Annotated in this window: 21 protein-coding genes; 11 read left to right on the top strand and 10 right to left on the bottom strand. The window is 62.3% G+C overall.

Going from position 1 to position 23704, the window contains the following annotated elements; genetic code table 11:
- The first annotated feature begins 23 nt into the window (after window positions 1–23).
- Window positions 24–1031, top strand: a complete 1008-nt coding sequence (locus AC07UB_RS09625) for a 2-dehydropantoate 2-reductase (protein ID WP_492791694.1) — start codon at window positions 24–26, stop codon at window positions 1029–1031.
- Between the two features lie 262 nt (window positions 1032–1293).
- Window positions 1294–1656 (top strand): PRC-barrel domain-containing protein, encoded by a 363-nt coding sequence (locus AC07UB_RS09620; RefSeq protein WP_492791695.1) that lies wholly within the window; start codon window positions 1294–1296, stop codon window positions 1654–1656.
- Window positions 1657–1673: 17 nt separating this feature from the next.
- On the opposite strand, the gene AC07UB_RS09615 is transcribed toward AC07UB_RS09620, so the two are convergent.
- The gene (locus AC07UB_RS09615) at window positions 1674–2993 is read right to left on the bottom strand and encodes an MFS transporter (protein WP_492791696.1); all 1320 of its coding nucleotides are present in this window, start codon (window positions 2991–2993) and stop codon (window positions 1674–1676) included.
- A 108-nt stretch (window positions 2994–3101) separates the two neighbouring features.
- A complete protein-coding gene (locus AC07UB_RS09610) occupies window positions 3102–4760 on the bottom strand; it encodes an FAD-binding dehydrogenase (protein WP_492791697.1) in 1659 nt (552 codons plus the stop codon).
- Between the two features lie 275 nt (window positions 4761–5035).
- Between AC07UB_RS09610 and AC07UB_RS09605 the strand changes: the two genes are divergently transcribed.
- Together AC07UB_RS09605 and AC07UB_RS09600 are read left to right on the top strand one after the other, a co-directional pair.
- Window positions 5036–5497 carry a hypothetical protein gene (locus AC07UB_RS09605; protein ID WP_492791698.1) on the top strand — a complete coding sequence of 154 codons (462 nt, stop codon included), beginning with the start codon at window positions 5036–5038 and terminating at the stop codon, window positions 5495–5497.
- A gap of 169 nt (window positions 5498–5666) precedes the next feature.
- Complete coding sequence (locus AC07UB_RS09600) at window positions 5667–6257, top strand: SCO family protein (RefSeq protein WP_492791699.1); 591 nt, start codon at window positions 5667–5669, stop codon at window positions 6255–6257.
- On the opposite strand, the gene AC07UB_RS09595 is transcribed toward AC07UB_RS09600, so the two are convergent.
- On the bottom strand, window positions 6241–7263 hold the full coding sequence (locus AC07UB_RS09595; protein WP_494652765.1) for a glycosyltransferase family 2 protein: 1023 nt from the start codon (window positions 7261–7263) through the stop codon (window positions 6241–6243). The two genes, AC07UB_RS09600 and AC07UB_RS09595, sit on opposite strands and share 17 nt — an antisense overlap.
- Window positions 7232–8278, bottom strand: coding sequence for a hypothetical protein (locus AC07UB_RS09590; RefSeq protein WP_494652763.1), 1047 nt, complete (start codon window positions 8276–8278; stop codon window positions 7232–7234). The genes AC07UB_RS09595 and AC07UB_RS09590 overlap by 32 nt, the downstream gene beginning before the upstream one ends.
- Before the next feature lie 82 nt (window positions 8279–8360).
- On the opposite strand from AC07UB_RS09590, the gene AC07UB_RS09585 reads away from it, so the two are divergent.
- The 3 genes from AC07UB_RS09585 to AC07UB_RS09575 are packed head-to-tail and all read left to right on the top strand — an operon-like array spanning window position 8361 to window position 11641.
- Window positions 8361–9311 (top strand): transporter substrate-binding domain-containing protein, encoded by a 951-nt coding sequence (locus AC07UB_RS09585; protein WP_492792756.1) that lies wholly within the window; start codon window positions 8361–8363, stop codon window positions 9309–9311.
- Window positions 9312–9327: 16 nt separating this feature from the next.
- On the top strand, window positions 9328–9981 hold the full coding sequence (locus AC07UB_RS09580) for a Pr6Pr family membrane protein (RefSeq protein WP_492791701.1): 654 nt from the start codon (window positions 9328–9330) through the stop codon (window positions 9979–9981).
- Window positions 9982–10003: 22 nt separating this feature from the next.
- Entirely contained in the window at window positions 10004–11641 is a 1638-nt protein-coding gene (locus tag AC07UB_RS09575) for a lysine--tRNA ligase (RefSeq protein ID WP_492791702.1), read from the top strand.
- Window position 11642: 1 nt separating this feature from the next.
- Here the strand turns inward: AC07UB_RS09575 and AC07UB_RS09570 are convergent, their stop codons facing one another.
- Window positions 11643–12269 (bottom strand): S24 family peptidase, encoded by a 627-nt coding sequence (locus tag AC07UB_RS09570; protein WP_492791703.1) that lies wholly within the window; start codon window positions 12267–12269, stop codon window positions 11643–11645.
- A gap of 217 nt (window positions 12270–12486) precedes the next feature.
- Between AC07UB_RS09570 and AC07UB_RS09565 the strand changes: the two genes are divergently transcribed.
- A complete protein-coding gene (locus AC07UB_RS09565) occupies window positions 12487–12831 on the top strand; it encodes a DUF952 domain-containing protein (RefSeq protein WP_492791704.1) in 345 nt (114 codons plus the stop codon).
- Window positions 12828–13922, top strand: a complete 1095-nt coding sequence (locus AC07UB_RS09560; protein WP_492791705.1) for a quinone-dependent dihydroorotate dehydrogenase — start codon at window positions 12828–12830, stop codon at window positions 13920–13922. The genes AC07UB_RS09565 and AC07UB_RS09560 overlap by 4 nt, the downstream gene beginning before the upstream one ends.
- Here the strand turns inward: AC07UB_RS09560 and AC07UB_RS09555 are convergent.
- The 4 genes from AC07UB_RS09555 to AC07UB_RS09540 all read right to left on the bottom strand — a co-directional run bounded on the left by AC07UB_RS09555 (window position 13897) and on the right by AC07UB_RS09540 (window position 18330).
- A complete protein-coding gene (locus tag AC07UB_RS09555) occupies window positions 13897–15186 on the bottom strand; it encodes an MATE family efflux transporter (RefSeq protein ID WP_492792757.1) in 1290 nt (429 codons plus the stop codon). The genes AC07UB_RS09560 and AC07UB_RS09555 overlap by 26 nt on opposite strands.
- 57 nt (window positions 15187–15243) lie before the next feature.
- Window positions 15244–15549, bottom strand: coding sequence for a DUF6460 domain-containing protein (locus AC07UB_RS09550; protein WP_492792758.1), 306 nt, complete (start codon window positions 15547–15549; stop codon window positions 15244–15246).
- 70 nt (window positions 15550–15619) lie between these two features.
- Window positions 15620–17296: a cisplatin damage response ATP-dependent DNA ligase gene (locus tag AC07UB_RS09545; protein WP_492791706.1), complete on the bottom strand. Its 1677-nt coding sequence runs from the start codon at window positions 17294–17296 to the stop codon at window positions 15620–15622.
- Window positions 17293–18330: a ligase-associated DNA damage response exonuclease gene (locus AC07UB_RS09540; RefSeq protein WP_494652759.1), complete on the bottom strand. Its 1038-nt coding sequence runs from the start codon at window positions 18328–18330 to the stop codon at window positions 17293–17295. The genes AC07UB_RS09545 and AC07UB_RS09540 overlap by 4 nt, the downstream gene beginning before the upstream one ends.
- 94 nt (window positions 18331–18424) lie before the next feature.
- Between AC07UB_RS09540 and AC07UB_RS09535 the strand changes: the two genes are divergently transcribed.
- Window positions 18425–19351 carry a class I SAM-dependent DNA methyltransferase gene (locus tag AC07UB_RS09535; protein ID WP_492791708.1) on the top strand — a complete coding sequence of 309 codons (927 nt, stop codon included), beginning with the start codon at window positions 18425–18427 and terminating at the stop codon, window positions 19349–19351.
- Between the two features lie 78 nt (window positions 19352–19429).
- On the opposite strand, the gene AC07UB_RS09530 is transcribed toward AC07UB_RS09535, so the two are convergent.
- The gene (locus tag AC07UB_RS09530) at window positions 19430–20833 is read right to left on the bottom strand and encodes an outer membrane protein (RefSeq protein ID WP_492791709.1); all 1404 of its coding nucleotides are present in this window, start codon (window positions 20831–20833) and stop codon (window positions 19430–19432) included.
- A gap of 302 nt (window positions 20834–21135) precedes the next feature.
- On the opposite strand from AC07UB_RS09530, the gene AC07UB_RS09525 reads away from it, so the two are divergent.
- Complete coding sequence (locus tag AC07UB_RS09525) at window positions 21136–23700, top strand: ligase-associated DNA damage response DEXH box helicase (RefSeq protein ID WP_492791710.1); 2565 nt, start codon at window positions 21136–21138, stop codon at window positions 23698–23700.
- The last annotated feature ends 4 nt before the right edge of the window (window positions 23701–23704 follow it).

The following is a 23704-nucleotide window of genomic DNA, read 5'->3' as shown; positions in this document are numbered from 1 at the left end:
CATTGCGGATCGGGTCAACCCTCATGGCTTTGTCAAAATCCATTTGCATCGCGGGCGCGGGCAGCATCGGCTGCTTCGTCGGCGGCATGTTGCGTGCCGGCGGACGCCCGGTCTTGCTACTGGCGCGGCCGCGCGTGATCGACGACATCAATCGGAACGGGCTCAAGGTCACCAGTTTTGAAGGCATCGAGCACCGCCTGACCCCGGCGGAGATCGCACTTTCGGACGACCCCGCGATTTTTGCAGATGCAGGAATTATTCTGGTCACGGTCAAGAGCGACGACACGCCAGAGATCGCGGGCCTGATCGCGCGCCACGCAGCAAGAAATGCGGTGATCGTCAGCCTCCAGAACGGCACCGGCAACGTCTCGGTGCTGCGCGACGCGCTGCCGGATCATGACGTGCTTGCGGGCATGGTGCCTTTCAACGTGTTATCGCTCGGCGACGGACATTTCCATCGCGCCACCTCCGGCGACATCCTGCTGGAAAGGGATGACGCCGACACGGCCAAGCAACTTTGGCAGCCTGAACTGGCGTTTCGCGCGGTGGACAACATCACCGGCGTGCAATGGGGCAAGTTGCTGGTCAATCTGAACAACGCGCTGGTCGCTCTTTCCAACCTGCCGCTGCGCGAGCAGTTGTCCCAACGGCCCTGGCGCGCGTTGTTCGCGGATCAGTGGCGGGAGGCGCTTCGTGTTGTCAAAGCCGAAGGCATCGATCCCGTATCGACGACGCCATTGCCGGCGTCGCTCACGCCGTTCATTCTGAAGCTGCCTGATGCGTTATTTCAGCGCGTCGCCGCGTCGATGGTGAAGATCGACCCGACAGCGCGCTCCTCGATGTGGGAAGATCTGCAGCGCGGCCGCCGCACCGAGATCGACCACCTTCAGGGCCTGATCGTCACGCTCGCCGAACGTCATGGGCTGAGCGCGCCGCTCTCCGCGCGCATCCTGGCGTTGATCCGCGATGCCGAGCAAACGGGGAAGGGCTCGCCGGGTCTTGCGCCGGATCAGATTCGGGCGACGACCTGATCTTGGCGACGCTTATCGCCGCTGCCATCTCCCGGTAAAATCTGACGGAGGCAGCGTTCGCCTTTTTGTACTGCACTGCCGCATGCTTCACCGCAGACTGTTGAAGCCGCGACTCGTGCTGTATATCTTACAGTACGTATGCCGGACGGCGTCGATAAGTCCCGATACCTGCCGGCTGACAGGCCTCGCTCCGGAACGATCCGGACATGTTGCGCGGTGACGGATCGTCTTGTGAGATCGGCCTCAACGATTGGAGGCTCACATGCTTGCGGACACAATCAAAATCACGCCTCATCGCCTTGTTGCCAGCGACAGGGTCGAAGGAACGCGGGTCTTCAACGCCGACGGCAAAAAGATCGGCGCGATCAAACGGCTGATGATCGACAAGACCAGCGGCAACGTCGCTTACGCGGTGCTGTGTTTCGGTGGCTTTCTCGGGGTCGGCGAAGATTATCGCCCGCTGCCGTGGGGAAGCATGAAATACAACCCCGCGATTGAAGCCTACGAACTCCTAACATTGATGAGCGACGAAGAACTGAAAAAAGCGCCGTCCTTCGGAGCCGACAAGGAGTTCGACTGGGGCAATCGCGTGCGCGAAGTCGACGCCTACTGGATCGGCTTCTGACGCGTGTAACCGCGGAATCAGCCAGCCGCCGCGGTGACAAGACGATTGGCTTCGCCGCGGCGGTAGACCATGAGCGTTGCGACAAGCCCGCAGACGGCTGCGAACGTCATCCAGAGACCCGGCGCAGCCTTGTCTCCGGTCGCCTCGATCAGAGCGGTGGAGACCGCCGGTGTGAAGCCGCCGAACAACGCGGTGGCAAGGCTGTAGCACAGCGAGAAACCGACCGTTCGCACGCTGGCTGGAACGATCTCGGTGAGCGCGACGACCATCGCGCCGTTATAGCTTCCGTACAGGAACGACAGCCACAGCTCGACCATCAGCATTCGCTCGAAAGAAGGATGCGAGACCAGCCAGGAGATCGCCGGATAGGCGGTGAGAATGGTGAGGACTGTGAACCCCAGCAGGATGGGCTGGCGTCCGATCCGGTCCGACAGCGCTCCCATCACCGGCAGCCAGAAAAGGTTCGAGACCGCGACGCAGAAAGTGACGATCAGCGAATCCGTGATCGAGAGTTTCAGCACGCTCTTGCCGAAGGTCGGCGTGTAGACCGTGATGAGATAGAACGACACGGTGGTCATCACCACCAGCAGCATCCCAGCCAACACGATCCACCAGTTCGATACGATCGACACGAAGATTTCTGAAAAAGTTGGATGGTGCTTGCGTGCAAGGAACGCCTCGGTCTCCTGCAGCGACCGCCGGATGACGAAGATGAACGGCACGATCAGCGAGCCGATAAAGAAGGGGATGCGCCAGCCCCAGTCCGACATCGCTTGCGGCATCAGGGTGGTGTTGAGAACGTAGCCGATGATCGCGGCGACGATGATCGCGATTTGCTGGCTGCCGGATTGCCAGCTCACGTAAAAGCCTTTCTGGTTCGGCGGAGCCATTTCCGACAGATAGACCGATACGCCGCCAAGTTCGACGCCGGCGGAAAAGCCTTGCAGCAGCCGGCCGATCAGCACGAGCGCTGGCGCGGCGAGACCGATGGTCGCGTAAGCTGGCACGAAGGCGATCAGCACGGTGCCCATCGCCATGATCGCCAGCGTGACGATCAGGCCTTTCCTGCGCCCGACGCGATCCACATAAGCGCCGAGCACGATCGCGCCGAGTGGCCGCATCAGAAATCCCGCGCCGAAGGTCATGAACGTCAGCAGCAGCGAGGCGAATTCATCACGAGCCGGAAAGAACGCGTTCGCGATGTAGGTTGCGTAGAATCCGAACAGGAAGAAGTCGAACATCTCGAGGAAATTGCCGCTGGTGACGCGCAGTACAGCGGCAAGCTTCGATTGCTCGACTTTGACGGGCGCCGTCGCAGATGGGGCCGAGGCGGTCACGGGGCATCTCCCTGAATTCTTGTTGTTTTCAGGAGGATAGACTGCGCCGTTTTGTCGCATCTCGCAAGATGGGACGATAATCTCGAAGCGCGCTGGTGACGTGGCTTGCTAGGCGACGGCCTTCGCGGCGGCGCGCCCCGCGTTGCGGCCGGAAAAAAGACAGCCGCCGAGGAAGGTCCCTTCGAGCGAGCGATAGCCGTGGACGCCGCCGCCGCCGAACCCGGCGGCTTCACCGACGGCATAGAGCCCGGGAATGATCTGGCCATCGTTGCCGAATACCCGCGACTCCAGATCTGTCTCGAAGCCGCCGAGCGTCTTGCGCGTCAGGATGTTGAGCTTGACCGCAATCAGCGGTCCATGCGCGGGGTCGAGAATCTTGTGCGGCTTGGCAGTGCGGATTAGCTTGTCGCCGATGTAGCGCCGTGCGTTGTGGATGCCCATGACCTGGGTATCCTTGACGTAAGGATTGTCGATCTCGCGGTCGCGCGCCTCGATCTGTTGTCTGATCGACGCCGTGTCGAGCAGGTTCGCGCCGCTGAGCTTGTTCATGGCCGCAATGAGATCGTCGAGAGTGTCGCGGACGATGAAGTCCGCGCCTTTCTGCTTGAAGGCTTCGACCGGGTCGGGCGCGCCCTTGTTGAAGGCGCGGCGGATGGTCATGCGCCAGCTCTTGCCGGTGAGGTCCGGGTTCTGCTCCGAACCCGACAGCGCGAATTCCTTTTTGATGATGCTCTGAGTCAGGATGAACCACGAATAGTCGTGGCCGGTCTTCATGATGTAATCGAGTTGCCCAAGCGTGTCGTAGCCGGGATAGAGCGGCGAGGGCAGGCGCTTGCCGATGGCGTCGAACCACATCGACGACGGCGCCGGCAGGATGCGAATGCCGTGGCCGGGCCAGATCGGGTTCCAGTTGTGGACGCCTTCGACGTAATGCCACATGCGGTCACGATTGATGAGGCGCGCGCCTGCGGCTTCTGTGATGCCTATCATGCGGCCATCGACATGTGCGGGAACGCCGCTCACCATGTGTTTGGGCGGGGTGCCGAGACGTTTCGGCCAATTCTCGCGAACCAGATCGTGATTGCCGCCGATGCCGCCGGACGCGACGATCACGGCCTGTGCTTGCAGCGTGAAGTCGCCGGTCTCGGTGCGCGACGAACTGACGCCGCGGGGTTCGGACGACGGTTCGAGAACTTTTCCGCTGACGCCGGTTGCGGCTCCGTTCGTCATATCGAGCGCATCGACGCGGTGCCGAAATCTGAAAACAATGCGCCCGGTCTTGACGTGCTCACGGGCGCGCCGCTCGAACGGCTCGACCACACCCGGACCTGTGCCCCAGCTGACATGAAACCGCGGCACCGAGTTGCCATGGCCCATGGCGTCGTAGCCGCCACGCTCGGCCCAGCCGACCACCGGGAAAATCCGGTGTCCCATCGCCTGCAGCCAGCCGCGTTTCTCGCCTGCGGCAAAGGCGACATAGGCTTCGGCCCATTTTCGCGGCCAGTGATCCTCGTCGCGGTCGAAACCGGCGGTTCCCATCCAGTCCTGCAATGCCAGATCGTGGGAATCCTTGATGCCGAGCCGTCGCTGTTCCGGCGTATCGACCAGAAACAGCCCGCCGAGCGACCAGAAAGCCTGTCCGCCGAGATTCTGTTCGCCTTCCTGATCGACAACGATCACGCGCTTGCCCGCGTCGGCCAGTTCGGTGGCCGCCACAAGGCCCGCCAGCCCTGCGCCGACGACAATCACGTCCGCATCGTTTGCCATAGTTCGCAATCTCCCCAGCCGGTATGATTGAAGCGCGGCGTGCGAAGTCCGGTCAACGAAAATTGCGCGCGAAGGAGCGGGTTGCGAGTTCAACTCGTTCAATGAACCACGCTCGCTCTGTTCCAAATCGGGATCACATCGTGCAGGTGCAGCAAGCCAGCAACACTGCGGCAGATTCTGTCTCCATCGCGCTGACCGATCTGGACAAAATCGCTGAGTCACAACACGCTGACAGTGCCCCGACGATCGACAGGCAGGGGGCGACGGGGCCGGCAATGAAGATTGTGACGGGGATTCTCGCGGCGGTGCTTCTCGTGATCGGGGTCGGCGCCAGCCACGCCGTGGTCCGGATTTCCGAGGACCGGGGCGGCCGCATCGGCACCTATGTGGACAAATATCAAAGTCTCAAGGGGTCGGGTGAAACCGTCATGATCGACGGCTTGTGCGCGTCGGCCTGCACCATCGTGCTTGGAGCTGTTCCCCGCGACAAGATTTGCGTGACATCCCGCGCCAGTCTCGGATTTCACGCCGCCTGGGATTTTGGAGCCGGTGGCCGGCCGGTAACGAACCTCGAAGCCACGCGGATGCTTTACGAGATGTATCCGACCTCGATCCGGAGCTGGATCTCGCGGCGCGGCGGCCTGAAACAGCGCATGATCTTCCTGCGCGGGCGCGAACTGACCAGCATGTATCGCCCCTGTTACATGGATGCGCAGGCGTCGGCTCACGCGCGCTGACAAAAAGCCTGTTGTCTGCCGTATTTGCTCCCTGTCATGTGATCCCCCGGTGCGAGGGCGACGCTTGCCTGCGCAGGCGTCCCGCTCTATCCCAAGCACGTTGAGGACAGGCCGCTGGCATTCCGTTCGCGGACCGCCTGCCGCACGAAAGATCAAGGATCGCAATACGATGGACAGGACAACCCGGCCGCTCGTGATCATCGCGGCGTTTGCCGGCAGTCTCGCCATCGGGTTGCTGGTGACATTGTGGCTGCTGGGCGGCTTCCGCGGGGTCACCGCGCCCGCGGCGATCGGAGGGCCATTTCGGCTCACCGATCAGACGGGACAGGCCGTCACCGAGAAAAACCTCATCGGCCGCCCTTCAATCATATTCTTCGGATTTACGCATTGTCCCGATGTCTGTCCGACGGCGTTGTTTGAAATGTCGGAGGTCCTGCGCGCCATGGGGCCTGACGCGAGCAAAGTGAATGCGTATTTCGTGTCGGTCGATCCTGAGCGCGATACCACGGCCGCAATGAAGGACTACATTTCGAGCTTCGATCCGAACCTGAAAGGCCTCACCGGAAGCCCGGAAGAGATTGCGCGCGTGATTTCGGCTTATAGGGTCTATGCCAAGAAAATTCCTCTGAAAGACGGCGACTACACGATGGATCATACCGCGCTGATCTATCTGATGGACAGCAAGGGTAATTTCGTCCGGCCTTTCGATCTGAAGCGGAAGCCGGAAGAAGCCGCCGCCGATCTCAAGCGCTATCTCTGATCTGCTTCCTTGCGTGACGCATGGGTTCTGATTGAGAAAGTCGGGACGCCATGCGCGAGTGTCGCGCGAGGCCGTGTTCGGTCTTCTCCCAATGATATGGTTCGGCCAATAACTGGTAGAGCGCGCGCCAGGCCGCGATGGACAAGCAAATCCAGTAGATCGGCGTCAGCAGCAGAATCCATGCTTCATGCAGCAGGTTTCGTCTGGCCAGCCCGATCATCCCGATCACGACGGTGCTGAGATAGCCGGCTGCAATCGTCGCCAGATAAAGTTCAATGAACGGTTTTGCGAAGAACGATGTCACGCTGCTGTCAAACGCGCTCATGACTGCCCGAACGAGAATCTCGCCGAGCAGGAACGGATGCGCCAGCGCGCTCAAAACGTTTCCGCCGACAATGATATTCAGGGTGAAAAATCCGCCGCCGCCGGCATCTCGCCAGAGTTGCCGCGGAGAGCGCATGTGCACGCTCCAGGTTTGCATCCACCCTTTCATCCAGCGCGAACGCTGACGCAGCCATGCCCCAAACCGCGCAGGAGACTCCTCGTAGGTCGTTGAGGGAAACATCACACAGCGATACTTGAACCGGGCGAGCCGGAAACCGAGATCGGCATCCTCGGTCACATTATAGGGGTCCCAGCCGCCGACCTCGCGAAGTACGCTGGTCCGGAAATGATTGGAGGATCCGCCGAGCGGCAACGGCATTTCGAAGTTGGAAAACCCCTGAAGGAATACGTCGAACTGCCCGGCGTATTCGGCCGTGAACATGCGCGGCAGCCAGCCGTCGCTGGTGTTGTCGATGCAAAGACTGGCCTGTGCGCAGGCGACGTCCTCATCGCGCGTCAGGAAAATATCGAGCGCGGCGCGAAGCTGATCCGGATCAGGGCGATCTTCGGCGTCGAACACCGTGATGAAGGTGCCGCGCGCGAAAGTCAGCGCGTAATTAAGAGCTTTCGGCTTGGTGCGCGGTCCGACATCAGGTGCAATAATGACCTGGACATGCGGCATCGGTCCGAGCCGCAGCGATGGCTGCGCGCGTGCCGAGATCGTCCAGTTCGATGACGAGCTTGATGTCGAGCTTTTCGCGTGGATAGTCGAGTTCACCGATGTAGCGCATCAGCGGCGCGACCGACGATGCTTCGCGATAAAGCGCTGCGACCACCGTATAGACAGGGAGTTGATCGTCGGACAACCGGGAGCGAGGAACAACGGGCTTTTGCGGCGAAATGCTTCCCGCCAGACGCAGGCTTGTGAAAAGCAGGAACCACACCGACAACACGATGCTGCAAAAGTCGAGTACCGCAAGCGGCGCCAGGATCAGCACAGTCACGGGTACGAGGCGCAACAGATGGCGGGCCGCCGATGTCAGCGGATGACGCTGTGTTGGCGCGGAAGGCGCTGCGGACAATGCGGGAGACTGCTCCGCGAGGCCTTTTGCGGCCTTGCGGGCAAGTGAATCACCGCACTGGCGCTCGAGAAATTCGTTGAGCCGGGCTTGCGACGTCAGCCGGATACGATGGCCTAACTCCGGAAACCGGCGAAGGAACTCCGTTATGTTGCGAGTCGTGTTTCCGCGCGGTGAGATGATGTAGATCAACTCGCCGTTTCTGCGGATCGGCAGATAGCCGTGCCGCGCGACGAACTGGAATGCACTGTCGGGCAGCGGAAAGTCGCGCCGGTCTATGTCAGTGAAGTTCTCGACCTCGACGCCGGTGTAGGAGGCCAGTCGATCAAGGTACACCTCTTCGTCGATGACGCCCCGTTGAATCAGGACCCGGTCGGCGCAAACGCCGATCTCCCGGGCGCGGCGCTCGGCCGAGGCCAGAAACGAACCTGGAAGCACGCCGCGCAGACAATCCAGTTCGAGAGCAGGTCTGTCGCGGAGGACGATCTGGTCGCTGCGCAGCGGAAAGCCAAGACGGCTGGTGAACGCGGCTTTGAAACGGCGGGCAGAATCCGCCAGACGGCCGAAACGCGGCTCAGGTGCGTTGTCAAATCGCCTTGTCCGCTCAGCCACGGCCATTTGACCGCCACCCCACGCCACAAACGGCACTCGAATCCGCCTGCGGATGGTCTATAAGACCCGCACGCGGACCCCCCAATTGATGCAACCACAGATGGTATTCCCCTTCAACATCCGATTGCGTGATCTAGCCGTTGCAACTGCGGCGGCGGTCTGCATCTCCGCGATGCATGTGCCCGCGATGTCACCCGCACATGCGCAGGGCGCGCCATCCGCGACGCCGTCGCAACCGTCCCCGCCTCCCGCCATCGTCCCACAGCCCGCCGCCCCCCAAGCGGTGCCGGGATTCTGGGACCCGCGGCGGCGGCCCGACCGGCCTGATCTGGCGCGGTTGACTGTGATCCGCTTTTTGACGGAGACGGATTACCCGCCGTTCAATTTCACTGGCCCCGACGGCAATCCGGCTGGCTTCAACGTCGATCTCGCGCGGATGATCTGCGAAGAAATCAAGGTGGCGTGCACGATCCAGATGCGGCGGTTCGAGACGCTGGTGGATGCTATCAACGGCAATCGCGGCGATGCGATCATCGCGTCTCTGGCCGTCACGCCGCAGTTGCGCGCAAAGCTCGATTTCAGCGATCCCTACTACCGTGCCCCGGCGCGCTTCGTGTCGCGGCGCGATGCGGTGATGGCGGAGGTGCGGCCGGAATATCTCGAGGGCAAGAAGGTCGGCGCCATCGCAGGCTCGTCGCATGAAGCGTATTTGAAAACGCTTTTTACCGATGCACAGATTGTCAGCTTTCCCAACGATGAGGCGCTTCGCCTCGCGCTCCGCCGCGGCGAGGTCGATTTTATTTTCGGTGATGCGATTTCGCTGGCGTTCTGGATCAACGGCACTGATTCTTCGGATTGCTGCGCGTTCAGCGGCGGCCCTTTCACCGAAAGCCGCTATTTTGGTGAGGGCGTCGGCATCGGCGTGAAACGTGGCAACGACTTGCTGCGGCAGGCGCTGAACTGGGCGATGTTCCGGCTATGGGAAAAGGGCCGCTACACCGATTTGTGGCTGCGCTATTTCTCGGTCAGTCCGTTCTGATCAAACGCGAGGCACGATGGCGATGGCGATCGGATCGGCAAGAATCAAACGCATGGGCGTCGGATTGCTGGCGGCGTTTTGCTGGTTCTCGCTGTTGCTTCAGCTCGTTTTGCACATTCAGGTCACGAACGGGCTCGGCCTCTCGCTCGCGGAATCGCTGATCCGCTTCTTCTCCTATTTCACCGTGCAGACCAATATCCTCGCAGCGCTCGTGCTCACGGCCTTTGCGATCAAGGCCGGGATGGACGAGTGGCTTGTGCATCCCTTCGTCCGGTCCGCTGTCGCGGTCTATATCACGATGGTCGGGCTCACCTATCACACCCTGCTGCGTCACCTGTGGGAGCCGAAAGGTGCGCAATGGTTCGCAGACACTGCGCTGCATACCGTGATGCCGGTGGCCTATGTTCTGTTCTGGTTGACGTGTGTTCGCAAGGCAGGGCTGCGGTGGTACGATCCGCTGCTGTGGCTGATCTACCCGCTGTTCTATCTCGGCTTCGCCCTGGTGCGCGGAAAGATGTCCGGCTTCTACCCTTATCCCTTTATCGACGCCAAGACCTTGGGTTATGCAGGCGTTGCGGCTAATACAGCCGGATTGCTGATCGTCTGCGCTGCGCTCGGCATGTGTTTTGTAATGATCGGCTGGTGGCTCGCGCGCCGGCAGCCGACCTGATTTCCCTGCGCGGAGACCCTTGATGTCGATTGAAATGCCTGCAACCGCGAGCGACCTGCGCGCTCTTGCCGAACAATCCAATGCCTGGCCGTTCGAACAGGCGAAGCAGATTGTCGCGCGGTTGAAGAAAAAGCCGAAGGACGAAGTGCTGTTCGAGACCGGCTATGGCCCATCGGGGCTGCCGCATATCGGCACCTTCGGCGAGGTGGCGCGCACCACCATGGTGCGTCATGCGTTTCGCGTGCTCACCGACGACAAGATCAAGACCAAGCTGCTGGCGTTCTCGGACGACATGGACGGGCTGCGCAAGGTTCCGGATAATGTGCCGAACAAGGAGCTGCTCGCGCAGGACCTCGGCAAGCCGCTGACACAGGTGCGCGATCCGTTCGGCACGCATCCGAGCTTCGGCGAACACAACAACGCGCGGCTGCGCGCGTTTCTCGACACCTTCGGCTTTGAATACGAATTCGCCAGCTCGACGCAATACTACAAGTCAGGCCGTTTCGACGCGACGCTGCTGAAGATGCTGGAGAACATCGACAAGGTGATGGCGATCATGCTGCCATCGCTGCGCGAGGAGCGTGCCGCAAGTTATTCACCATTCCTGCCGATCTCGCCGCGCACCGGTATCGTGCTTCAGGTGCCGATCGTCGCGCATGACGCCAAGGCCGGCACGGTGTCCTATGATGACCCCGACACCCAAGAGCGTGTCACCGTTCCGGTCACCGGCGGGCACTGCAAGTTGCAGTGGAAGCCGGACTGGGCGATGCGCTGGGTTGCGCTCGGCGTCGATTATGAAATGGCGGGCAAGGATCTGATCGACTCGGTGAAGCTGTCTGGGAAGATATGCTCGGCGCTTGGCGGCACGCCGCCGGAAGGATTCAATTACGAGCTGTTTCTCGACGACAAGGGCCAGAAGATTTCCAAGTCGAAGGGCAACGGCCTCACCATCGACGAGTGGCTGCGTTACGCCTCGCCGGAATCGCTGTCGCTGTTCATGTACCGCGAGCCGAAGGCGGCGAAGCGGCTGTATTTCGATGTGATCCCGCGCAATGTCGACGACTATCAGCAGTTCATCGACGGTTATCCGCGCCAGGACGGCAAGCAGCGCCTGAGCAATCCGGTCTGGCACATTCACGCCGGGCAGCCGCCGCTCGCCGACATGCCGGTCACGTTCCAGTTGCTGCTGACGCTGGTGTCGTCGTCCAACGCGGAGAATGCCGAAACGCTGTGGGGCTTCATCGGACGCTATCGTCCGGGTGTGACGCCGCAGACTCATCCGAAACTCGATGCCATGGTCGGCTATGCGATCAATTATTATCGCGACTTCGTGGCTCCGACGAAGAAGTTCCGCGAGCCGTCCGACAGCGAGCGAGCGGCCTTGACCGATCTGCGCAACGCGCTCGCGCAGTTGCCGCCGGAGGCATCCGCCGAGGATATCCAGAACGTGGTCTATGAAATCGGCCGGCGCGAGCCGTTTCTCGATCAGGTCAAGAAGGGCAAGGATGGCCGTCCGGGCGTGTCGCTCGACTGGTTCAACATGCTCTATCAGGTGCTGCTGGGCCAGGAGAAAGGCCCGCGCTTCGGATCGTTCGTCGCGGTCTATGGTATCGCGAATGCCATCGCGATGATCGACGCGGCGCTGAAGCGAGCTGGATAACTTACTGGCTCGCCCAGACGATGCGCGCGATCCACTCGACGTTCTTGGCGTCGATGACGCGGTCCTTGTGCGCCGGATTGAGCGACTGCAACTCGATCACTTTCGCGGTCCGCCGTTTCAGTTCCTTGACCGTGACCTCGCCGTCCTTGGTCTTGACGACTACGCGGTCGCCGCGCCGGATTGGCGAGCCCGGCGAGACGATGATGACGTCGCCGTCGCGATAGGCCGGCTTCATCGAATCGCCTGAAATTTCCAGCGCATAGGCGTGCTCGTCATTGACGGACGGAAGCCCGACCTCGTCCCAGCCCTTGCCGACGGGAAAGCCGCCATCGTCGAAATAACCGCCGGTGCCGGCTTCGGCGAATCCCAGCAGCGGCACGGCCTGCACGGCACGGGCGGTGTCCTCGATCAGTTGCACGAAGATGTCGACCGTCGTGCCGGTTGCCGCCAGCGCCTTCGCCACAGATTCAGTCGATGGCCAGCGCTCGCGCCCGTCCGGTGTGACGCGTTTCGATTTGTTGAAGGTTGTCGGGTCGAGCCCGGCGCGTTTCGCCAGTGCGGAGGCCGACAACCCCGCGCGTTCGGCGAGGCGATCCAGCGCATTCCAGATTTGATCGTGAGTAAGCATGGGTGTGGCCGGAGAGTGGCCCAGCCGACCGGACCGGGGCAGTGAATTTGATCAGATTCTAGGAATTATTACCTCGAATCGACGGCTTCTGCAATCGGGTGCTGTTCCCTGAATACCGGCCTTGAAGTGACTGGAGTGCGCCGATACGGTCTGCCGGGCGTTCGGCAAGCCTCCGGAAAAGCCCAAAGAAATCAATAATTCACGAGAATCGATCGCTGTGTCCACGATCTATAAAGTCTGTCCGGCCTCGGCCTGGCGCGAGGCCGAACGCCAAGGCACCTTTCGCGGAAGCGCCGACGACCGGCGTGACGGGTTCATCCATTTCTCGACGGCCTCGCAGGTTGCAGGGACGGTCGCCAAACATTTCGTGGGGCAGACCGGGCTTTTCCTGATTGCCATCGACGCCGATGCGCTCGGCGACGCGTTGAAATGGGAGCCTTCGCGCGGGGGCGAATTGTTTCCGCATCTCTACGGCGAACTTGATCTTGGCGCCGTGACGCAGATTTTCGACCTGCGCGCCCGGTCCGACGGTTCGCACGATATTCCGGAGCTTGTCCCGTGATCCGCGCCTTCGACGCCCTCACATTGCCGTTGCTGCGCCGGCTCGATCCGGAGGACGCTCATCGATTGGCGGTCGGCGGTTTGCGGTTCCTGCCGCCCGCGAAGCCCCGCGCTGATGATCCCAAGCTCGCAGTACGCGCCTTCGGCCTGAATTTCCCCAATCCTGTCGGCATGGCCGCGGGTTTCGACAAGAACGCTGAAGCGCCCGACGCGCTGCTGCGGCTGGGGTTCGGCTTTGTGGAGATCGGCTCGGTGACGCCGAAACCGCAGGCAGGCAATCCGCGTCCGCGGCTGTTTCGTCTGGAGCAGGATTCCGGCGTCATCAACCGCATGGGTTTCAACAATGACGGCGCGGAAGCCGTGCTGCGCAGGCTTGCCGCGCGGGCGCGTCTCGGCGGCATCGTCGGCGTCAACATCGGCGCCAACAAGGATGCGGTGGATCGCACAGCCGATTATGTCCGGCTGATCGAACTGTTTGCGCCGGTGGCGAGCTATTTCACCGTCAATGTGTCGTCGCCCAACACGCCGGGTTTGCGCAACCTGCAACAGGCCGCCGCGCTGGACGATCTGCTGGCGCGGGTGGTCGATGCGCGCGAGCGGGTACGCAAGAACGCCGGCGATTCGCCGCTGCTGTTGAAGATCGCGCCGGATCTGACGTTGCAGGAGCTTGACGACGTGGTGCACATCGCCCGTTCGCGGCGTGTCGATGGCATGATCGTCGCCAACACCACGCTATCGCGGCCGGCGTCGCTGCGCGAGCAGGCGCGTGCGAAAGAGCAGGGCGGATTGTCGGGACGGCCACTGTTAAAGCTGTCCACACGCATGGTGGCGGAAACCTATGTGCGGGCGGAAGGCGCCTTCCCGCTGATCGGCGTCGGCGGCATCGATTCCGGAGGGGCCGCGCTGATGAAGATCCGCGCGGGGGCCAGTCTGATTCAGCTTTACTCGTCGCTGATCTACAAGGGGCTCGGGCTGGTCGAGGACATCAAGGCGGATCTCCTGTCCACGCTGCGGCGAACCGGGCGCGACAGTCTTTCCGAAATCGTCGGCGCGGATGCCGCGACCATCACCGCAGAGCCGTGGCCGGAGTGAGGGCGCGGTCGCCGAACGAAGCCTTCAGCAGCGCCGGATAGCGCAGCGCCTGCAGGCCGCCACGCGCGACGTAGTGAACGAGCAGCGCAATCCAGAGGCCAGCGTTGCCCAGCGGACGTGTCAGCGCCCACGCCGCAAGAAAGATCACCAGCGACAGCAGCATGAGATTGCGCATGTCGCGCGCCCAGGTTGCGCCGATGAAAATGCCGTCATAGGCGAATGCGAACACGCCGAGGATCGGCGCGAGAACCACAAAGACGAGATAGTCGTTTGCCAGGCGCTGAATCTCGAGATTCGATGTCATGACCTCGATCAAGGCCGATCCAAAGACGAAATACGCGGCTGCGACGGCGAGCGCGAAAACCGAGCCCCACAAGATCACGAGTTTGGTCGCGGTCAGGAAACCTTCGCGGTTGCGCTGGCCATAAGTGCGTCCGCAGATTTGCTCGGCGGCATTTGCGATCCCGTCGAGAAAGAATGCGCTGATGAGAAGAAAATTATTGAGCACGGCATTCGCCGCCAGCACGTTATCGCCGGCGCGCGCGCCTTGTGAGGTGAAGAACAGAAACGCCGCAATGAGGGCTGCCGTGCGGATGAGAATGTCGCGGTTCACCGCGAACATGTGCAAAAGCCGCTCGCGGTCGAAAAGCCGCTCAACGCTGATGTCGAACATGCGGCCGAGCAGGCGCCAGGCCAGCGCCGCGCCCACGACAAATCCGATGGTTTCGGCCAGTATCGCGGCAATCGCCGCGCCTGCGATTCCCTTGTTCAGTACAAGCACCAGCCAGACTGTCACGATGATGTTTGCAACGTTGATCAGGATTTGCAGCGCCAGCGCGGTTTTCGCGCGCGCCTGACCGACGAACCAGCCCAGAAGGACATAATTGCAGAGCGCGAGCGGTGCAGACCACAGCCGGATTGCGAAGTATTCGCGAGCCGCGGCGGTCACCGGTTCGCTGCCGCCCATCAACGAGAAAGCGATAGCGCCCAGCGGCTTGTGGACGGCAATCAGGAACAGGCCGATGGCTGTCGCGATAATGATGGCGCGGAACAAGGTCGCGCGAATTTCCGCATCGTCCCGCGCGCCCAAAGCTTGCGCGGTAAACGCGACGGTGCCCATGCGGAGGAATCCGAACAGCCAGAACAGGCAATCGAAAACGACCGATGCCACGGCCACGCCGCCGAGTAGCGCGGGTTCACCCAGTCTTCCGATAGAGGCTGTCGCGACGACACCAAGGAGTGGAGTCGTCAGGTTGGCCAGCATCGCCGGTCCGGCGATGCTGAAAACCTGCGCGGTCGTGACTTTAGCGGCGTCCCTCAATCAGCGCGGCCGATTGGTGTTGAACAGCCGCGAGATCAGCCAGACCGGGATTACAATCACCGCGCCCAGCAGGAAGTAGCGCCACAGGCCGTTGATGGCGTCGAAGCCGAGATTCCAGATCCAGTCGACCAGCCGGCGAATGCTGTAGACGATATTCCACGGATCGAAGCCGATCGCGGCGAGCACCACGCCGACGAGCAGCGACAGCAATACCAGCCGCACCAGCACCGCCAGCGGCGAACCGCCGAGAAAGCGCGACAGGGTGTCGTCGTTTCTGGCTGGCAATTCCCTCACGTCGTCCGGCATCGTCGTCTCCTGAATGGTCGTGTGCGCGGCGCCCACACTAGCACGCCACATGGGAACTGTCTGCGCTGCGTCAATGGTTATCGACGGCTGCGACAGACGGAATTTTCGCCTCGGAGATTAACATTCGTTCAAGTGTCTCCAGCCGGTCGGCGTCGCGCGGCGGTTTGTCCCAGCGCAAACGGCTGATGCGGGGAAATCGCATGGCAACACCGGACTTGTGCCGCGCGGAACGCGCCAACCCCTCGAACGCCACCTCGAACACCAGCCCTTGATCCGGTTCATGCACCACATGACGCACCGGGCCGAATTTTTCGGTGGTGTGACGGCGGATGAAGCGGTCGATTTGAATCAACTCCTCATCGGTGAAGCCAAAATAGGCCTTGCCCACGGGGACGAGCTGATCGCCGTCGTCGCCTTTGGTCCAGACGCCGAACGTGTAGTCGGAGTAATACGACGAGCGCTTGCCGTGGCCGCGCTGGGCATACATCAGCACCGCGTCGATGATGTGCGGATCACGTTTCCATTTCCACCACTGGCCCTTCGGACGGCCCGGCAGATAGGCGGCATCGCGGCGTTTCAGCATCACGCCCTCGACAGCTTCCGAATCCTCTCCTGCTCCGGCACTCGCCGGGTCGGCGCGTGCGGCGGCGAGATCCTCCCATGTCTTGAAAGAAACTTGCGGCGAGAGATCGATACGGGGATCGCCAAGCTGCGCAATAAAATGTTCCAGTTTCACGCGACGCTCGGTGAATGTCAGCGCGCGCAGGTCGTTGGCGCCGTCGCTGAGCAGATCGTAGGCGCGCAGATGGATCGGATAATCCTTCATCAGCTTCGGCGTCACGGATTTCCGGTTGAGGCGCTGTTGCAGGACATTGAACGTCTGTACCCGGCCGTCGCGCAGCACCAGCAACTCGCCGTCGAGCGCGCCGGGCAATCTCAGCGACGGCACCAGATCGGGAAAGCTCCTGGTGATGTCCTCGCCTGTGCGTGAATAAAGCCGTGTCACGATGTGATCGTTCTCGTCGCGTCCGCTCACCGCCTGCACGCGGATGCCGTCCCATTTCCATTCTGCCGTGAAATCCTCCGGCGCAAGATTGGCGAAGTCTGAGTCTTCGATGGCGTGCGCCAGCATCACCGGACGGAACGGCGCGGGATCGAGATTGACGGGTTTGTCTGCGCGGCCCTCGAGCCACGCGAACAGGTCGAGATACGGCGGCGCGAGCCCCGGCCAGATCAGTTCGACATCGTGCGCATCCTTGCCGCCGAGTGCCGCAGCGGCAGTTTTCGCCAGCCGCGCCGAGACGCCGATGCGCAAACCGCCGGTAACAAGCTTCAGCAACGCCCACCGTCCCGTTTCATCAAGCTCGTCGAGCCAGCGCACCAGCTGCGCCGGGATTTCCGTCTTGCCCAGCGTGTTGAAGGTGGTGACCACGTCGGTCAGCGTCGGTGGCGGCGGGGAATTGGTGGCGCGCTGGTTGGCAGGCCACATCAGGGCGACAGTCTCCGACAAATCGCCGACGTAATCGTAGGACAGTGCGAACAGTTCCGGATCGGTGCGCGCGGCGATCAGGTCGCGGATCAATCCCGCCTTGGCGTGGCGGAACGACAACGCGCCGGTCAATGCCGCGAGCGCCCAGCCGCGATCGGGGTCCGGCACCTCGCGAAAGTAGTTCGTGATCAGGCGCAGCTTGTTGTTGCGGCCGGGCTCGTAGGCCAGGCGATCAAGCAGTTGCGCAAACCGGTTCATGACGGCGATGCCTCGTCGGCCGCCACGGCCTCTTCGTCTTCATCGCCATAGCCGACCAGGGCAAGCGGCCGTGCCTTTAAACCCTTCGACTGGCACCAGTGCACCAGCGCGTCTTCCTGCCCATGCGTCACCCAGACCTCGCCCGCCCCGGTCGCGTCGATGGTCGCGCACAGTCCGTCCCAGTCGGCGTGATCGGAAATCACCAGCGGCAACTCGATGCCCTTTTGCCGCGCGCGGGCCCGCACCCGCATCCAGCCTGATGCAAATGCCGCAACCGGATCGGGAAATCGCCGCGTCCAGATATCGGTGATGGCCGAGGGCGGCGCGAGCGTGATGGTGCCGGCGAGGTCGGCTTTCTTCATGCCCTTCGCCATTCGCAGATCACCCAGCGGAATGCCGCGGCTCTCGTAGTAACGCGTGATCTTCTCCATCGCGCCATGCAGGTAGATCGGCGCGTCGTAGCCGGCTGCGCGGATGAGGGCGATCACGCGCTGCGCCTTGCCGAGCGAATAGGCCCCGACCAGATGCGCGCGTTCCGGAAACAGCGCGACGGATGCCAGCAGCTTCGCAATCTCGCCCGCAGCGTCCCCATGGCGAAAGACAGGTAATCCAAACGTCGCTTCGGTGATGAATACGTCGCAGGGGACCACCTCGAACGGTGCGCAGGTTGGATCGGTCGCGTCCTTGTAGTCGCCCGAGGCGACGATCTTGGTTTTGCCGTGGGTCACCGCGATCTGTGCTGACCCGAGCACATGGCCGGCCGGATAAAACGTCACGGTGACGCCGCCGACCTTGAGCGTTTCGCCGTAGGCGATGGCTTGCGTGCTGCCCGCGAAATTGTCGCCATAGCGCAGCCGCATCATATCGAGGGTTTCTTGCGTGGCCAGCACCGCGCCGTGGCCGGGGCGGGCGTGGTCGGAATGGCCATGGGTAATAAGCGCCCGCTCGACCGGCCGCACCGGGTCGATATGAAAGCCGCCGGGCTTGCAGCACAGGCCGGCGGCGACGGGCATCAGGATGTCTTGGGGGCGCATCTGCCTTACCATCCGCGCTATATAGTCACTCCATAAGTCCGTTGGAGTCTGGTAAATCCCGCGAGGCTCTCTCCTGAAGGTTCATATCAAGTCCATGCCCGCGTCCTTGTTCCTGTCTTCGGGAAACCTGATCGCCGACCGGCGGTTCGATTTCGGACGCGACCTGATGCTGCGGGGCGATCTCGCCGCTGCGGCGGAGCTGATGGAGCAGGCGATTGAACTCGAGCCGCGATTTGCGTCGGCATGGTTCGCGCTCGGCGATTTACGCGAACAACTTGGTGCGTGGGACGAGGCGATTGTCGCGTATAACCATGCGTGCGAGGCCGATAGCGATGACCGGCACGGCGCCAAGCTGCGCCTGATGCGGCTCGGCGCGGAAGAAGTCTCCTCCATGCCACCCGGCTATGTCCGCGCGCTGTTCGATCAGTACGCACCAAGGTTCGACAAGACGCTGGTGCAGGATCTGGATTACTGCGGCCCGCAGGTGTTGCTGAAAGCCGTGCTGGCTGCGCGCCATGCGGCAAAGCTGCCGGTGTATTTCAAACGCGCGATCGATCTCGGATGCGGGACCGGGCTTGCGGCGCAGGAATTCGCCTCGCTGGTGGATGAGTTCATCGGCATTGATCTTTCGCCCGGAATGATCGAACGTGCGCGCGCCACCGGCCTTTATGCGCGGCTGGATGTCACCGACATGCTGCAAGGTCTGCAGGCCGAGGGTGCGACCAGCGTCGATCTTGTCATGGCGGCCGATGCCTTTGTCTATGTGCCGCAGCTTGAGCCGCTGTTGCTAGAAGCAGAGCGCGTGCTGAGGCCGAATGGCCTGCTGGCCTTCACGGTGGAGACGCACGCGGGCGATGGCGTCATTCTCGGCCGTGGGCTGCGCTACGCGCACGGCGCGGACTATTTGCGCAGGGCGGTCCTGGGCGTGGGCCTAACGATGTGTGCGATCACGTCCGCGTCCACCCGCACCGAGGCAGGAGAAAATGTGCCGGGTCTGGTCGTGACGGCGAGCAAGACCTGATCGTTCCGGCAGGGCATTCCACCAACAAAAAACCCCGGCGTTTTGCGCCGGGGTTTTTCGTCATGAGGGATGTTGCGATCAGTACTTCGCAACCACAGGCGAATTGAAGTGATAGTTCAGGCCGGTGCGGAAGATGTGCTCCTGCACCTTGCTGGTTGTCGCGAAATCAGCTCCGCCAACCGTAAAGGTATCCGTCGCGCGGCCGAGATCGACGAACAGATATTCAGTCTTCGAGGTCCAGTTCCGGCCGAACAGGCCGAACAAATCGAATGGCGATTCAACGCCGCCGCCAACGGCATAACCGGTTCTGGTCTTGTCGAAGGTCACGTCCGCAAAGCCGCCGCCGCCTGCCTGAATGCGGGTTTTGACGTTGCCGTAGGCGAGACCGCCGGTGGCGTAGAACAGGCTGTCTCCGACCGAGTAACCGAGGCGGCCACGAACCGTGCCGAGCCACTGCATCTTCTGGTCATAGACCGCAATGCCCGCCGCCGAACAGCTCGCCACGCAAGCGCGGTTGTCCTGCTGGGTCGATCCCTGGAAATCGGCTTCCAGGCCATAGACCCAATTCGCGGCCTGGAAATTGTAGCCGACCTGAACGCCACCCATGAGGCCGTCCGGGCTCAGGTTGAATCTCTCGAGAGCACCGGGGCCAGCCAAAGAACTACGATTCAGAGCCGTTGCGCCGCCGGCATTCAGACCGCCGTAGAGACCGGCCCAGTTGGCAGCCGGGGCGGCAGCATAAAGGCTGGTGCCACCGATGCGATAGTTCAGGCCGACGCGGAAAATATGTTCGCGGATATCGGAACCGTAGGCATAGACGCCCGGGACGCCGCCGCTCTGGTTGCCGAGATCGAGATACAGATATTCGATCTTGCCGGTCCAGTTGCCGCCCAGTGCGGCTTCGACGCCGCTGCCGATGGTCCAGCCTGTCAGGGTGTTGCTTGTGCTGGACGACAGTCCCGGCGCTCCGATGATACTGGCTGCGGTGTCGGCGCCGCCATAGGCAAAGCCGCCCGTGAAGTAGCTGAGCACAGGTCCGGTCGCGAGACCGACACGGCCGCGCACGGTGCCGAACCAGCCGAGTTTCTGGTCGAATTGGGTGCCGGCGAGAACGCAGTCACCAGCGCCCAGACAGGTGCGGTTATCGCGGAGGCCTGATCCCTGGATGTCGGCTTCAAGGCCGAGCACGACATTGCTGAAACCGAGCAGGTTCCCGTATTGCCAATTGTAGCCGATCTGTCCGCCGCCGAGCGCGCCCATGCCACCCAGGCGGGACGACTCAACCGTACCGCCGACAGGATCGATGAGGTTGGTGTTGCTGCGCCCGATGCCGACGCCTGCGTTCACGCCGAGATAAAAGCCGGTCCAATTGTAGACCTGAGCAACCGGTGCTTTGTAATAGGGCGCCTTGGCAGGAAGATCAGCGGCCTGCGCGGCGACCGTGGTTCCGATGAGTGTTGCTGCGACCAGAATTTTTTTCATGACACCCCAAGACGTCCAACTTCGATCATTCATAGTTACACCCCGATCGCTGCTTCGGCTGTCACCCATGAGCCACATCGCGCGGCATAAAATTCACTAACACTTTATAAACATTTGGAACTTTGGTGTTGGTGTCTGCCATTTTGTCGGGGCAGCGATGCATTGATGCGTATCATCGCTTTCTCTTGAGCAGAGCAGCAATATCGGCTCCCTCAGCCGGGTAGCGCGCGAAGTAAGCGCGGCGCTCGCAGCCGTCGTTCTCCGCCCTCGACCGAGGGCGAAAGACGGCTTAGCTCTAGGCCGTGGACACCAAAACCCCGGTATCGCCTGAGCTGCTGCCAGAAAATTTCCTGCGCTGGTTTGCGGCGCGGGGATGGTCGCCGCGAGTCCATCAGCTCGATCTCCTGGCGAAAGCGCGGGACGATCGTTCGGCGCTGCTGATCGCGCCGACCGGCGCGGGCAAGACGCTGGCCGGATTTTTGCCGACGCTGGTGGAACTGGGTGCGCCAACGTCGCGGCTGAGCCCGAAGACCGTCTCCACAGGGCGCGGTGTGACGCGCAGCAGCGGCTTGCATACGCTCTACATCTCGCCGCTGAAGGCGCTCGCGGTCGACATCGCGCGCAACCTTGAGCGTCCTATCGCCGACATGAAACTGCCGGTCCGGGTCGAGACCCGCACCGGGGACACGCCGGTGTCGCGGCGTCAGCGTCAGCGCAAGTATCCGCCGGACATTCTTCTGACGACGCCGGAGCAACTCGCCTTGCTGCTGTCGTCTGACGACGCACCGTATCTGTTGTCGAGCCTCAAGCGCATTGTGCTTGACGAACTGCACGCGCTGGTGACCTCGAAGCGCGGCGATCTCCTGTCGCTGGGGCTCGCCCGGCTGTGGCGGCTCGCGCCGCAGGCGACCACGGTGGGCCTGTCGGCGACTGTTGCGGTGCCGGACGACCTGCGCCGCTATCTGATGCTGCAATCGAGTGGCACGGAACGCATGGCCGATCTTGTGATCGCCGATGCCGGAGCCGCGCCCATTGTCGAGATGCTCGACACCAAAGAGCGGCTGCCGTGGGCCGGTCACATGGCGCGCCATGCGCTCAATGAGATTTACGATCTGGTCAAGGCCAACAAGACCTCGCTGATGTTCGTCAACACCCGCGCGCAGGCGGAGATGTTGTTTCAGGATTTGTGGCGCATCAACGAGGACGGCCTTGCGATCGCGCTGCATCACGGCTCGCTCGATGTCGCGCAGCGTCGCAAGGTTGAGGACGCGATGGCCGCAGGCAAGCTGCGCGGCGTGGTCTGCACGTCGTCGCTGGATTTGGGCATCGACTGGGGCGACATCGATCTGGTCATCAATGTCGGCGCGCCGAAAGGCGCGTCACGTTTGATGCAGCGGATCGGCCGCGCCAATCACCGCCTCGACGAGCCTTCGCGCGCGGTCATGGTTCCGGCGAATCGCTTTGAAGTGCTGGAATGCCGGGCCGCCATCGATGCTGTGGCGGAGAACGCGCAGGATACGCCGCCGCAGCGCGCCGGTTCGCTCGACGTGCTGGCGCAGCATGTGCTCGGGCGCGCCTGCGGTGAGCCGTTCCTGGCCGATGCGCTTTATGACGAGGTCAGAAGCGCTGCGCCCTATGCGGATTTGGCGCGCAAGGATTTCGACGACGTGATCGATTTCGTCGCCACCGGCGGTTACGCGCTGAAAAGCTACGAGCGCTTCGCGAAGATCAAGCAGGACAAGGACGGCAGGTGGCGCGTCACCAATCCGCGCGTGCGCCAGAGCTATCGGCTCAACGTCGGCACCATCGTCGAAGAGCCGATGCTGAAGGTGAAGCTGGTGCGGGGTCGAAGCAAGGGTTCAGGATCGACGGGCGCCATCGCGCGGGGCGGGCGGATGCTCGGGCAGATCGAGGAATATTTCATCGAGGGTCTGGTGCCCGGCGACACCTTCGTGTTCGGCGGCGAGGTCGTGCGCTACGAGGCGCTGATGGAGGACGAGGTTTATGTTTCGCGCAGCAACGACGCCAACGCGAAAGTGCCGTCCTATGCCGGCGGCAAGTTTCCGCTGTCCACATATCTTGCCGAGCGCGTGCGTCTGTTGTTGGCCGATCCGCCTGCGTGGAAAGGCCTGCCGGATCAGGTGCGCGAATGGCTGTCATTGCAGGCGGCTTTCTCCCGCGTGCCGGGGCCGCGCGAACTCGTGGTCGAAACGTTTCCGCGCGCCGACAAGCATTATCTCGTCTGCTATCCGTTCGAAGGCCGTCTTGCGCATCAGACGCTCGGCATGTTGCTGACCCGGCGGCTGGAGCGTGGACGGGCGAAGCCGCTCGGCTTTGTCGCTAATGAGTATGCGCTGGCGGTGTGGTCGCTCGGCGACATGTCGTCGATGATCCGGAACGGCCGCCTCGATCTGGATGCACTGTTCGATCCCGACATGCTGGGCGACGATCTCGAGGCGTGGCTTGCGGAGTCGGCGCTGATGAAGCGCACGTTCCGCACCTGTGCCGTGATCTCCGGGCTGATCGCGCGGCGTTTCACCGGCGAGGAGAAGTCGCGGCGGCAGGTGCTGTTCTCGACCGATCTCGTCTACGATGTCCTGCGCAAGCATCAGCCCGACCATGTGCTGCTCCGCGCGGCGCGGGCGGATGCCGCAACCGGCCTGCTGGATATTCGCCGACTCAGCGATATGCTGATCCGCATCAAGGGGCGAATCACCCACAAGGAACTCGACCGGGTTTCGCCTTTGGCCGTGCCGGTGATGCTGGAAATCGGACGCGAACAGGTTTATGGCGAAGCCTCCGACGAGTTGCTGGCGGAAGCCGCCGACGAACTCGTGAAAGAGGCGATGTCGCCCGATCAGGACTGATGCG

The organism is Afipia sp. GW821-FHT04G03, assembly GCF_059419985.1.
Note: the sequence above shows the minus strand (reverse complement) of the source record. Positions and strands in the feature narration are given on the sequence as shown.

Excerpts from the sequence above, each read along its gene's own strand:
- AC07UB_RS09625 (WP_492791694.1), top strand. The coding sequence starts at position 24 with ATGGCTTTGTCAAAATCCATTTGCATCGCGGGCGCGGGCAGCATCGGC.
- AC07UB_RS09620 (WP_492791695.1), top strand. The coding sequence starts at position 1,294 with ATGCTTGCGGACACAATCAAAATCACGCCTCATCGCCTTGTTGCCAGC.
- AC07UB_RS09610 (WP_492791697.1), bottom strand. The coding sequence starts at position 4,760 with ATGGCAAACGATGCGGACGTGATTGTCGTCGGCGCAGGGCTGGCGGGC.
- AC07UB_RS09605 (WP_492791698.1), top strand. The coding sequence starts at position 5,036 with ATGAAGATTGTGACGGGGATTCTCGCGGCGGTGCTTCTCGTGATCGGG.
- AC07UB_RS09600 (WP_492791699.1), top strand. The coding sequence starts at position 5,667 with ATGGACAGGACAACCCGGCCGCTCGTGATCATCGCGGCGTTTGCCGGC.
- AC07UB_RS09595 (WP_494652765.1), bottom strand. The coding sequence starts at position 7,263 with ATGCCGCATGTCCAGGTCATTATTGCACCTGATGTCGGACCGCGCACC.
- AC07UB_RS09590 (WP_494652763.1), bottom strand. The coding sequence starts at position 8,278 with ATGGCCGTGGCTGAGCGGACAAGGCGATTTGACAACGCACCTGAGCCG.
- AC07UB_RS09585 (WP_492792756.1), top strand. The coding sequence starts at position 8,361 with ATGCAACCACAGATGGTATTCCCCTTCAACATCCGATTGCGTGATCTA.
- AC07UB_RS09580 (WP_492791701.1), top strand. The coding sequence starts at position 9,328 with ATGGCGATGGCGATCGGATCGGCAAGAATCAAACGCATGGGCGTCGGA.
- AC07UB_RS09575 (WP_492791702.1), top strand. The coding sequence starts at position 10,004 with ATGTCGATTGAAATGCCTGCAACCGCGAGCGACCTGCGCGCTCTTGCC.
- AC07UB_RS09570 (WP_492791703.1), bottom strand. The coding sequence starts at position 12,269 with ATGCTTACTCACGATCAAATCTGGAATGCGCTGGATCGCCTCGCCGAA.
- AC07UB_RS09555 (WP_492792757.1), bottom strand. The coding sequence starts at position 15,186 with ATGCTGGCCAACCTGACGACTCCACTCCTTGGTGTCGTCGCGACAGCC.
- AC07UB_RS09550 (WP_492792758.1), bottom strand. The coding sequence starts at position 15,549 with ATGCCGGACGACGTGAGGGAATTGCCAGCCAGAAACGACGACACCCTG.
- AC07UB_RS09545 (WP_492791706.1), bottom strand. The coding sequence starts at position 17,296 with ATGAACCGGTTTGCGCAACTGCTTGATCGCCTGGCCTACGAGCCCGGC.
- AC07UB_RS09540 (WP_494652759.1), bottom strand. The coding sequence starts at position 18,330 with ATGCGCCCCCAAGACATCCTGATGCCCGTCGCCGCCGGCCTGTGCTGC.
- AC07UB_RS09535 (WP_492791708.1), top strand. The coding sequence starts at position 18,425 with ATGCCCGCGTCCTTGTTCCTGTCTTCGGGAAACCTGATCGCCGACCGG.
- AC07UB_RS09530 (WP_492791709.1), bottom strand. The coding sequence starts at position 20,833 with ATGAAAAAAATTCTGGTCGCAGCAACACTCATCGGAACCACGGTCGCC.